Raw genomic sequence first — 11,908 nt, 5'->3', positions numbered from 1 at the left:
CTTTTTTTGTCGGTCTCGCCAAAGGCAGGCGGCTTACTCGACCGCCAGCTCGAGCTTGCCGTCGCCTTCGTCGACCCGCACCGCCGCGCCGTCGTGCACGCTCCCGCGCAGGATCAGGTCGGCGAGCGGGTCCTGCAGATAGCGCTGCACCGCGCGCTTCAGCGGCCGTGCGCCGTACACCGGGTCATAGCCGACGCGGCCGAGCCACAGCCGGGCGGCATCGGTGAGATCGAGCTCGACCTTGCGTTCGGCCAGCAACGTCGCGATCCGCTTGACCTGGATATCGACGATCGGTGCCATCTCCGCCTGGCCGAGCCGGTGGAACAGCACGATCTCGTCGAGCCGGTTGAGGAACTCGGGTCGGAAGTGGCCGCGGACGATCTCCATCACCTGCGGTTCGACGCTCGCGACGTCCTCGCCTTCGCCCAAAGTCGTCAGCACCTGGCTGCCGAGGTTCGAGGTCAGCACGATGATCGTGTTGGTGAAGTCGACCGTGCGGCCCTGACCGTCGGTCAGCCGTCCGTCGTCGAGCACTTGCAACAGGATGTTGAAGACATCGCCGTGGGCCTTCTCGACCTCGTCGAACAGCACGACCTGGTACGGCCGGCGCCGCACCGCCTCGGTCAGCACGCCGCCTTCCTCATAGCCGACATAGCCCGGAGGCGCGCCGATCAGCCGCGCGACTGCGTGTTTCTCCATGAACTCGCTCATGTCGATGCGCACCATCGCGGTTGGATCGTCGAACAGGAATTCGGCGAGCGCCTTGGTCAGCTCGGTCTTGCCGACGCCCGTCGGCCCGAGGAACAGGAACGAGCCGAGCGGCCGGTTGGGATCCTGCAGCCCCGCGCGCGCCCGCCGCACTGCGGTCGACACCGCGCGGATCGCGTTCTGCTGGCCGATCACGCGCTTGCCGATCGTCGCTTCCATCGCGAGCAACTTGTCGCGCTCGCCCTCGAGCATCCGCTCGACCGGGATCCCGGTCCAGCGCGCGACGACGCCCGCGATGTCCTCGGCGGTCACCTCCTCGCGCAGCATGGCGCCCTTGGTCGCGCCCGCCGCGGCATCGAGCTGGCGCTGCAGATCGGGGATGCGCCCGTAGGACAGCTCGCCCGCCTTGGCGAGGTCGCCGGCCCGTTGCGCCTGCTCGAGCTCGAGCCGCGCGGCATCGATCTGTTCCTTGAGCTTGGCCTCGGCCGAGATCTTGTCCTTCTCGCCCTGCCAGCGCGTCGTCAGCTCGCTCGATTGCTGCTCGAGATTGGCGAGCTCGCCGTCGAGCTTGACCAGCCGGTCGCGCGACGCTTCGTCGCTCTCGCGCTTCAGCGCCTCGCGCTCGATCTTGAGCTGGATGATCCGCCGGTCGAGGATCTCGATCTCCTCGGGCTTGCTCTCGACCTCCATGCGGATCCGGCTCGCGGCCTCGTCCATCAGGTCGATCGCCTTGTCGGGAAGGAAGCGGTCGGTGATGTAGCGATTCGACAGCGTCGCAGCCGCGACGATCGCCGCATCGGTGATCCGCACGCCGTGGTGGAGCTCGTATTTCTCTTTGAGTCCACGCAGGATCGAGATCGTGTCGGGCACGGTAGGCTCGCCGACGAACACCGGCTGGAAACGACGCTGGAGCGCCGCGTCCTTCTCGACGTACTTCCGATATTCATCGAGCGTGGTCGCACCGACGCAGTGCAGCTCGCCGCGCGCGAGGGCGGGCTTGAGCAGATTGCCCGCATCCATCGCGCCTTCGGATTTCCCTGCGCCGATCAGCTGGTGCATCTCGTCGATGAACAGGACGATGTCGCCCTCGGCAGCCTTCACCTCGTCGAGCACGCCCTTGAGGCGCTCCTCGAACTCGCCGCGATATTTCGCGCCCGCGATCAGCGAGCCCATGTCGAGCGACATCAGCTTGCGGTCTTTCAGCGTGTCCGGAACGTCGCCATTCGCGATGCGCAACGCGAGCCCCTCGGCGATCGCGGTCTTGCCGACGCCGGGTTCGCCGATCAGCACCGGGTTGTTCTTGGTGCGGCGCGCGAGGATCTGGATTGTGCGGCGGATCTCCTCGTCGCGGCCGATGACGGGGTCGAGCTTGCCGTCGCGCGCCGCCTGCGTCAGGTCGCGCGCGAACTTCTTGAGCGCGTCGAACTTGTCCTCGGCCCCCGCGCTGTCGGCGACGCGGCCGTTGCGCACGTGCTCGATCGCGGCATTGAGCGCCTCCGGGGTGACGCCCGCGGTCTTCAGCGCCTTGCCGGCGACGGTATTGAGCGACAACGCCAGCGCGACGAGCAGCCGCTCGACCGTCACGAAGCTGTCGCCCGATTTGGTCGCGATCTGCTCGGCCTGGTCGAGCACGCGCACCGCGTCGTTATCGAGCCCCGGCGTCGTTTGCGCGCCGCTGCCCGACACTGCGGGGATCTTCGCGAGCGCGAGATCGGTCTCGCTCAGCGCGCGTTTGGGGTCGCCGCCGGCGGCGGTAATCAGCCCGGACGCCATGCCCTGCTCGTCCTCGAGCAACGCCTTCAACACATGTTCGGGCGCGATCCGCTGGTGGCTCATGCGGATCGCGACGGTCTGCGCCGATTGCAGGAAGCCCTTGGCGCGGTCGGTGAATTTCTCGATGTTCATTGGGAAGTGTCCCTCCTTCTTGCCAATCGATGTAGTGTTGCACTTATGCAACACAAGGGGCCGTGCCGGCGCGATCTCTCAAAACACGTCTAGCTGTAAAGACCGTCATCGGCGTGCCACGGAATCTACGCATTTCGGCAACGCAGCATGGCTAGGCACCGCGGCAGGGCGCGGGGAGTAGTGCCCCACAAACGATCAAATCGGGGATCCTATCATGCGTCGTTTCACGCTTTGCCTGCTTGCGGGCGCCGCCCTTTCCTGGCCACTGGCCGCGTCCGCGCGCGATGGCGCGCTCGCACCGACGCCGGCACCCGCAGCACCGGCACCCGAGGCAGAGCCGGTTGCGGATGATGCCGGCAACGACATCATCATCGTCGGCAAGGGCCAGACGCGGCAGGTCCAGCAACTGGGGCAAGCCGACATCGCGATTCTCGCGCCGGGCACAAGCCCGCTGAAAGCCATCGCCAAGCTGCCCAACGTCAACTTCCAGTCGGCCGATGCGTTCGGCGCGTACGAATGGTCGCAGCGCGTCTCGATCCGCAGCTTCAACCAGAACCAGATCGGCTTCACGCTCGACGGCATTCCGCTCGGCGACGGATCGTATGGCAACACCAACGGGTTGCACATCAGCCGCGCGATTTCGTCGGAGAATATCGGGCGGACCTTGGTCTCGCAGGGATCGGGCTCGATCGGCGCGCAGGCGACCAACAATCTCGGCGGCACGATCGAATTTTTCTCGAGCGATCCCAAGCCGACCACCGCGCTGACGCTCAACGGCAGCTATGGCAGCGCGAACACCGTGCGCGCGTTCGGGCGGTTCGACACCGGCGTGCTCGGCGACAATGGGCCGAGCGCCTATGTCTCGTACGGCTTCCTCGATACCGACAAATGGAAGGGCTTCGGCGTCCAGCGGCAGAATCAGGTCAACGCCAAGTTCGTCGCGCCGGTCGGCGCGGTACGGCTCGTCGGCACCTTCAACTATTCGGATCGGCGCGAGCAGGACTATCAGGACCTCTCGCTCGATATGATCAAGCGGCTCGGCTACCGCGTCGACAACATCGCCAAAAATTTCCCGCTCGCGGTGCTGATCGCCGATACCGGCGCGAACAGCGGCTATACTGGTGCGCCGAAGCTCAATCCGGCGGCGGGGTCGGTCACGCCCGCACCCTATGCCAATGCCGACGACGCCTATTTCGACGCGGCTGGGTTGCGTCAGGATTACCTCGCCTCGCTCGGCGTCGAGACCGCCAAGGACGCGACCGTCCACGGTGAATTGAAGGCCTATTATCACGCCAATCACGGACAGGGCCTGTGGTTCACGCCGTATGTCCCGTCGCCGTCGGGCGTGCCGATCTCGGTGCGCACGACCGAATATGACATCCACCGCAAGGGCGTGTTCGGCTCGCTCGGCACCAAGCTCGGCTTCAACGACATCACCGTCGGCGGCTGGTACGAAGTCAACGACTTCCGCCAGGCGCGCCGCTTCTACGCGCTCGACAGCCGCACCGCGCCGAGCCGCAGCGCGCGCGAGTTCCAATACCTTCCGTTCGCGACGCAGTGGTACAACACCTATCAGACCGACACCGTCCAATATTACGTGCAGGACAAGATCGCGCTTGGTGATCTGACGATCGATCTCGGCTGGAAGGGGTTTGCCGTCACCAATAAAGCGACGCCGATCGTGTCGGGCGGGCTCGCCTCGGGGCGGATCCAGGTCAAGGACTTCTTCCAGCCGCACGCCGGGCTCAATTACAGGATCGGCGATGCGTTCGAAGTGTTCGGCGATTTCACGCAAGTGAAGCGTGCGTTCGTCTCCGCCGCGACGAGCGGGCCGTTCGCGACGACGCAGGCTGGGTTCAATGCGCTGCTCACCACCAACAAGCTGAAGCCCGAATCGTCGGACACGTTCGAGCTCGGCGGGCGATACCACTATCGCGGCGTGACCGCGTTGCTCGCGGGCTATTACGTCGATTTCTCGAACCGCACGCTCGCGCAGAGCGTCGGCGCGGGGATCGTCGGCAACCCGCCGATCCTGTCGAACGTCGGTTCGGTGCGGGCCTACGGGCTCGAGACCGCGCTCGAGGCGAAGCTCGGCTACGGCTTCGGAGTTTACGGCTCGTACAGCTACAACGACTCGACCTATCGCGACAATGTGACCGTCGGCGGCGTTGTGCAGGCGATCCGCGGCAAGCAGACGGTCGACACGCCCAAACACCTGATCAAGGGCGAGCTGACCTACGACAAGGGCATCTTCTTCGGCCGCGTTGGCGCGGATTATATGAGCCGCCGCTACTTCACCTACACCAACGACCAGTCGGTGCCCGGCCGCGTGCTGGTCGATGCGACGATCGGCGCGCGCGTCACGATCGCCGATCGCAAGTTCGAGATCCAGGCGAACGCGACCAATCTGTTCGACAAAAAATATGTCGCGACGATCGGATCGAACGGCTTTGGCTATAAGGGCGACAACCAGACGCTGCTGGCGGGCGCGCCCGCGCAGTATTTCGTGACGATCAAGGCAGGCTTCTAAGCCATCGGAGGAGGGCAGGTCGTAAGATCGGGCTGCCCTCCATTCGCTCCGGGACGCGAATACGATATTAACCCTGACTGCCATAGGATCGCGCCGAAACCGCAGGCAATCCGGGGATACCGTGGCAACGCACTATGACACTCTGCGCTGGACCGCCGCAGCACCGGCACCCGGCTCGCTGTCCGACCCGTCGCGCGCGATCCTCGGCCCACGCCGTGATGCGCTGGTGTTCTGGGGCGCGCCGCTCGTCGCATTCCTCGCGGTCGAGCTGTGGCTCGACGGCTGGGCGCTGGCGGCACCGCACGACGCGGCGTCGGTCGCGATCAAGGGCATGTTCGCGGTGATCGCGATCACGACCTGGGCGCATCTCATCGCCGTCGTCCCGCGCGCCTATGGCAATCGCACGGTGTTCGCGGCGCATCGCGGCAAGCTGACAGTCGCGCCGATCGCGTTGATCGCGACGCTGTTTCTCTCGCCGATCGCTTTGGTCGCGGCGAGCGTGTTGGCGGTGTTCTGGGATGTCTACCACTCGGCAATGCAGAATTTCGGCTTCGCGCGGATCTACGACATGAAGGCGGGCAATCCGCCCGAGCTGCTGCGCAAGACCGATTTGCGGCTCAACACCTTGCTCTATGTCGGCCCGCTCGCGGCGGGGGCCGCGCTCGCGACGCATCTCCAGAGTTTTGCGAAGTTCGACCATACCGCGCTGGCCACGTTGGCCAGCGTGCCGGGCGTGCTGGCCGGCTACAATACCGGCATCCGGGCCGTCGCGCTGCTTGCTTATGCGATCGTGCTGGTGTGGGCGATCCTCGACTATCGGCAGGCGATGCGCGCCGGGTATCGCCTCCCCGCCCACAAGGTCGCGACGCTCGTCTCGACGGGCGCGGTGTCGATCCTCGCCTGGGGCTTCACGCCGCCGATCGTCGCGCTGGCGGTGATCAATCTCTATCATGCGGTGCAATATTTCGCGCTCGTCTGGGTGAAGGAGGGCGGGCGGATGACGCAGGCGTCGGGCGGGCGGCAGGGCCGCACGATGCTGTATTTCTGGGGCGGTTGCATCCTGTTCGGCTTGGCCTATGCGGCGGCGATGACGGGGAGCGTGCGCGTGTTCCTGGCGCCGTTCATCGCCTGCTCGCTGCTGCATTTCTGGTATGACAGCTTCATTTGGTCGGTGGCGCGCAAGCACGTCTAGCCTAATCCCCCGAAGGCTGCTCTATTCGCCCCGAGAGGGGATCCGAATGCGGACGATACGATCCGGGGCGGTATGGCTGGCGGTGGTGCTGCTCGGCGCCGCAATTGCTTTGGCGGTGTGGGAGCCGTTCACTGCGGCGCGCGTCGTCGCACCGGTCGAGCGCCATTACGACAGCGTGATCGCGCGGGATCGCTTCGGCGTTCCCCATATCTTCGGCAAGACCGATCCCGATGTCGCCTACGGTGTCGCTTATGCCCATGCCGAGGACGATTTCGCGACGCTGCAGGAGGCGGTCGCGATGGCGCGCGGGCGGCTTGGCGCGATGACCGGCGCGGACGGCGCCAAGGTCGATTACACGCTCGCCTTGCTCGGCGCGCGCGAGACCGCGCAGCGCGATTACGACAAGCAGCCCGCCGATGTGCGCGCGTTGCTCGACGCCTATGCCAGCGGGCTCAACGCCTATGCGCGGCGGCATCCCGGAGAAATCCGGCTCGCGCGACTGTTCCCGGCGAATGGCGAGGATATCGCGACGGGTTTCGTGCTGCGCACGCCGTTCTTCTTCGGGCTCGACCAGACGCTCGGTGCGCTGTCGGGCGACAAGCCGCTCCCGGCCGAGATCGCGGGGGCCGTGCCCGACAGCCCCGATCCGACCGCGCGCCCCGCGACCGGCGAGGCGATGCCCAACGGCTCGAACGCCTTCGTCGTCGCGCCGAAACGCTCGGCCGACGGTTTCACGCGCGTGATCTCGAACTCGCACCAGCCCTGGAGCGGGCCAGTGGCATGGTACGAACTCAGCGTGCAATCGGGCACCGGCTGGCATTTCTCGGGCGCGACCTTCCCCGGCGTGCCGTTCCCGGTGCTCGGGCATAACGAACATCTGGGCTGGACCAACACCGTCAACCGGCCCGACCTGACCGACGTCTACAAGCTCGTGCGCAATCAAGCGGGCACCGAGTATCGCTTCGACGGCAAGTGGCTCCCGCTCGAGGCGCGCCGCGTGTGGCTAAAGGTGCGCTTCGGGCCGTTCGTGCTGCCGATCCCGAAGATGGTGTATCGCGCGGTGCAGGGGCCGGTGATCGTCAACAAGAGCGGCGCGTTCGCGATCCGTTATGCCGGTGCCGACCAACTCCGCATGGTCGAGGAATATTACCGGCTGACGCGCGCGCGCGATTTCGGCGAGTGGCAGAAGGCGCTGGCGCTCCAGGGCGTTCCCGCGACCAATTTCCTCTATGGCGATGCCGCGGGCAACATTGCCTATGTCTACAATGCCAGCTTCCCCAACCGAAAGCCGGGGTTCGATTATCGCCACCTCCTGCGCGGCGATACCTCGCGCGATCTTGCGGCCGGCACGGTGCCGTTCGCGCAAGTGCCGCGCAACGTGAACCCCGCATCGGGCTTTCTCGCCAATGCCAACAACACGCCGTTCCAGGCGGCGGGGGCTGGGTCGGAGCTCAAGCCGGGCAACTATTCGCCGCTGCTCGGGATCGAGACCGACACGACCAATCGCGGCACGCGCGCGGTCGAGCTCCTGGGGGCCGATCCGTCGATCTCGGCCGAGGATCTGCTGCGGATCAAGTTCGACACCGGCGTCAGCAAACTGAGCTGGGCGGCGAAATGGTATGGCGATGTCGCGCGCGTCAATCCGAAGGGCGATGCGCAGCTGAAGCAAGCGATTGGCCTGCTGCGCGGCTGGAACTGGGATTTCGACGGCCATCACAGTGGCCAGGCGCTTGCCGCGATCCTGCTGCGGACGGGGCAGAAATGGCATTACCAGCGCCGCCCCGAGCTCGACCCGCGCGACGCGCTGGCCAAGGCCGCGGCATATCTGCAGACGCATTTCGGGACGCTCGATCCGCCGCTCGGCACGCTGCTGCGGTTGCGCCACGGTAGCGCCGATCTGCCACTCGACGGCGCACCCGATGTGCTGCGCGCGGCCTCGACGTGGGACGAAGCCGATGACGGGCGGCTGGTCGTCAAGCATGGCGACAGCTTTGTCATGGTGATGGCGTGGGACAAGGCCGGGCGCGTCGCGTCGGAGTCGATCCAGCCCTACGGCGCGGCGACGACGCGGCCCGAATCGCCGCATTATGCCGACCAGGCGCCATTGTTCGCTGCGCACCGGTTCAAGCCGGTGCTGTTCTGGCGCGACGATCTGCGGAAGAATGTCGAGCGCGTATACCGGCCCTAGTTGCTCCCCTCCCGGGAAGGGAGGGGCTGGGGGTGGGTCGGCCTAGGGCGGGTGTTACCCTCCCAACGGGCCGACCCACCCCCGACCCCTCCCTTCCAGGGAGGGGAGGAGAATGCGAACCGACCCGTTCAAACGAAGGCCGAGGAAGCGTTTGCTACCGCCCAAGCGCTGCTATAGCCTCACACTACAGTTCATCTTTCAGACGCCATTCCCAGGGGATTTCCATGACCGTCAAGCTGCTCGCGCTCTCTGGTGTAGCGCTCGCAACCTTCGTCACGCCGAGCTTTGCGCAGACCGCGCCGAAGCCCGTTCCGGTGGCGGACCTCGTGAAGCAGGTCGACATCCCCTATAGCGAATTCCGCCTGCCCAATGGCCTGCGCGTCATCGTCAACACCGACCGCAAGGCGCCCGTCGTCGCGGTGTCGGTGTGGTACAATGTCGGCTCGAAGTTCGAGCCCAAGGGCAAGACCGGCTTCGCGCATCTGTTCGAGCATCTGATGTTCAACGGCAGCGAGAACGCGCCGAAGGACTATTTCACCTATACCAAGGCGATGGGCGCGACCGATCTCAACGGCACGACCTATTTCGACCGCACCAATTATTTCGAGACGGTGCCGGTCGCGGCGCTCGACCGTGCGCTGTTCCTCGAAAGCGACCGGATGGGCTATCTGCTCGGCGCGATCACGCCTGCCGTCGTCGACGAGCAGCGCGGCGTCGTCCAGAACGAGAAGCGCCAGGGCGACAATCAGCCCTACGGCCTGGTCCAGTACAAGCAGACCGAAGCGCTGTTCCCCGCGACGCATCCGTATGGCCACACCACGATCGGCGCGATGGCGGATCTCGATTCGGCAAGCGTCGAGGACGTGAAGAACTGGTTCCGCGGGCATTACGGGCCGAACAACGCCGTGCTCGTGCTCTCGGGCGACGTCGACGTCGCGACCGCAAAGACGCTCGTCACCAAATATTTCGGTGCGATCCCCAAGGGGCCCGAAAGCGTCGTCCCGACCGCCGATGTCCCCACGCTCGCCGCACCGAAAAGCGAGGTGATCAAGGATCGCGTCGCCAATACGCGGATCTACCGGATGTGGGCGGTGCCCGGCATCAACAACCCCGACGCGGTCGCGCTCGATGTGGCGGCGGGCGTGCTCGGCGGGCTGTCGAGCAGCCGGCTCGACAATGCGCTGGTGCGCAAGGAAAAGCTCGCGGTGCGCGTCTCGGCGAACAATGAGAGCTTCGCGCAAGTCGGCATGTTCGTGGTCAGCGCCGATGCGCGCCCTGGTGTCGACCCCGCGCTCGTCGCCAAGCGGCTCGACGAGATTATCGCCGACGTCATTGCCAACGGCCCGACTGCCGACGAAGTCGCGCGCGTCGCGACGCGCGACGCCGCAGGGCGGATCGCCGGGCTCGAATCGACCGGCGGCTTCGGTGGCAAGGCGGTCGCGCTCGCCGAGGGCGCGCTGTATGAAAACGATCCCGGCTTCTACAAGAAGCAGCTCGCCGAGCTCGCCGCGCAGACGCCCGCGCGCGTCAAGGCAGCGAGCGCCAAATGGCTGACGCGCCCGGTCTATGCGCTGACCGTCATCCCCGGTGCGCGCGACGCCTATGTCGAGGCGACGCCGCCGGTGAAGGTCGCCGCGGCGCCCGAGCCGGAATTCAAGGGCACGCGCGGTGCGCTTCCGCCGGTCGGCACGCTGTCGAGCCTGGTCTTCCCCAAGGTCGAGCATGCCAAGCTCAAGAACGGCATCGAGCTCATCTACGCCTATCGCAACGCCGTGCCGATCACGCAGGCGTCGATCAGCTTCGACGCGGGCGTCGCGGCCGACGTGCCGGGCAAGCTCGGCACACAGGGGCTGACGCTCGACATGCTCGACGAGGGCACGACGACCCGCGATTCGATCGCGATCGCGGAGGCCAAGGAGCGGCTCGGCGCGAGCATCACCAGCGGTTCGGCGCCCGACCGCACGATCGTCGGCATGTTCACGCCGAGCGCCAATCTCGCGGCGTCGACCGAATTGCTCGCCGATATCGTGCGCCATCCCAAGTTCGATCCGGCCGAGGTCGCGCGGCTCAAGAACCAGCAGCTTTCGCGTATCTCCGCCGAGCTGACGAGCCCGCAGGGCCTCGCGCTGCGCGTGTTCCCTAAACTCGTCTACGGCGCGGCCTATCCCTACGCCAAGGCGCTCGGCAGCGGCGACGCCAAGGCGGTGGCGGCACTGACGCGCGACGATCTGGTCGCCTTCCAGCAAGCCTGGATCCGTCCCGACAAGGCCAAGATCTTCGTCGTCAGCGATCGTCCGCTCGCCGAGATCAAGGCCGCGTTCGACGCGCGCTTCGGCGACTGGACGCCGACCGGGCCCGCCGGCGTCAAGGATTTCAGCGTGAAGACCGCGCCGTCCGCGCCGAAAATCGTGCTGATCGACCGGCCCGATTCGCCGCAGTCGTTCATCATCGCGGGCGCACCCACCGCGCTCGTCGGCACCGACGATCTGCTGCCGCTGGAAACCGCGAACGACACGCTCGGCGGGGATTTCCTGTCGCGCGTCAACATGGACCTGCGCGAGGCGCGGCACTGGTCGTACGGCGTGAACGGATCGTTCCGTCGCGCGCAATACGCCACGCCGTATCTGCTCGGCACCGGCGTCCAGGCGGACAAGACCGGCGAATCGATCGCATCGCTGCGCACCGACTTCGCCGATTTCGTGACGACCAAGGGGATCACGAGCGACGAGTTCGACCGCACGATCACCGACGCGATCAGCTCGCTGCCGGGCAATTTCGAGACGTCGGGCGCGGTGCTTGGCGCGCTGCAGTCGAACGACCTGTATCGCCGCCCCGACGATTATTATGCGACGCTGCCGCAAAAATATCGGGGCTTCACCGCAGGCCAGCTTGACGCTGCGGCACGCGCGGCGCTCGATCCGAAACGCTTCGTCTGGATCGTCGTTGGTGACGCAGCGAAGGTCCGCGGTCAGCTTGACAGCATCGGGTTGCCGGTCGAGGTGATCCCTGCGGCGTCCGTGGCGGACGTGCGCTAGAAATTATTGGCAGGAGACACATCATGGCTGCAGTTGATGGGACGTGGGATACGATCGTCAAGTCGCCGCTCGGCGACCAGAAGGCGGTGCTGACGGTCAAGACCGACGGCACCAGCTGGACCGGGTCGCAGAACGGCGCGATGGGTTCGGTCGAGATCACCGACGGCACGGTCGAGGGTGACACGATCAGCTGGAAGATGTCGATCGTCGTCCCGATGCCGATGACGCTCGACTGCAAGGCGACGGCCGAGGGCGACACGCTCACCGGCACCGTCGGCGCAGGCGCGTTCGGCAGCTTCCCGATGACGGGCACGCGCGCGGCGTAACGCCGTTCGTTTGAGCGATGAAGA

The 11,908-nt window shown here is 66.2% G+C and carries 6 protein-coding genes; 5 read left to right on the top strand and 1 reads right to left on the bottom strand.

Going from position 1 to position 11,908, the window contains the following annotated elements:
* Positions 1-33: 33 nt before the first annotated feature.
* On the bottom strand, positions 34-2,613 hold the full coding sequence (gene clpB, locus E2E30_RS14085) for an ATP-dependent chaperone ClpB (RefSeq protein ID WP_133190809.1): 2,580 nt from the start codon (positions 2,611-2,613) through the stop codon (positions 34-36).
* Positions 2,614-2,827: 214 nt separating this feature from the next.
* Here clpB and E2E30_RS14080 point away from each other — a divergent pair, with 214 nt between their 5' ends.
* The 5 genes from E2E30_RS14080 to E2E30_RS14060 all read left to right on the top strand — a co-directional run bounded on the left by E2E30_RS14080 (position 2,828) and on the right by E2E30_RS14060 (position 11,884).
* Positions 2,828-5,143: a TonB-dependent receptor gene (locus E2E30_RS14080; protein ID WP_133190807.1), complete on the top strand. Its 2,316-nt coding sequence runs from the start codon at positions 2,828-2,830 to the stop codon at positions 5,141-5,143.
* Positions 5,144-5,264: 121 nt separating this feature from the next.
* Complete coding sequence (locus E2E30_RS14075; protein ID WP_133190805.1) at positions 5,265-6,335, top strand: hypothetical protein; 1,071 nt, start codon at positions 5,265-5,267, stop codon at positions 6,333-6,335.
* 46 nt (positions 6,336-6,381) lie between these two features.
* Positions 6,382-8,523, top strand: coding sequence for a penicillin acylase family protein (locus tag E2E30_RS14070; protein WP_133190803.1), 2,142 nt, complete (start codon positions 6,382-6,384; stop codon positions 8,521-8,523).
* A gap of 224 nt (positions 8,524-8,747) precedes the next feature.
* Complete coding sequence (locus E2E30_RS14065) at positions 8,748-11,558, top strand: M16 family metallopeptidase (RefSeq protein ID WP_133190801.1); 2,811 nt, start codon at positions 8,748-8,750, stop codon at positions 11,556-11,558.
* Between the two features lie 23 nt (positions 11,559-11,581).
* A complete protein-coding gene (locus E2E30_RS14060; protein WP_133190799.1) occupies positions 11,582-11,884 on the top strand; it encodes a hypothetical protein in 303 nt (100 codons plus the stop codon).
* Positions 11,885-11,908: the final 24 nt, after the last annotated feature.

Origin of the sequence: Sphingomonas sp. AAP5 (assembly GCF_004354345.1) — a bacterium.
Taxonomy (GTDB): Bacteria; Pseudomonadota; Alphaproteobacteria; order Sphingomonadales; family Sphingomonadaceae; genus Sphingomonas; species Sphingomonas glacialis.
This window is presented reverse-complemented; position numbering and strand designations above follow the sequence as displayed.

Excerpts from the sequence above, each read along its gene's own strand:
- clpB (WP_133190809.1), bottom strand. The coding sequence starts at position 2,613 with ATGAACATCGAGAAATTCACCGACCGCGCCAAGGGCTTCCTGCAATCG.
- E2E30_RS14080 (WP_133190807.1), top strand. The coding sequence starts at position 2,828 with ATGCGTCGTTTCACGCTTTGCCTGCTTGCGGGCGCCGCCCTTTCCTGG.
- E2E30_RS14070 (WP_133190803.1), top strand. The coding sequence starts at position 6,382 with ATGCGGACGATACGATCCGGGGCGGTATGGCTGGCGGTGGTGCTGCTC.
- E2E30_RS14065 (WP_133190801.1), top strand. The coding sequence starts at position 8,748 with ATGACCGTCAAGCTGCTCGCGCTCTCTGGTGTAGCGCTCGCAACCTTC.
- E2E30_RS14060 (WP_133190799.1), top strand. The coding sequence starts at position 11,582 with ATGGCTGCAGTTGATGGGACGTGGGATACGATCGTCAAGTCGCCGCTC.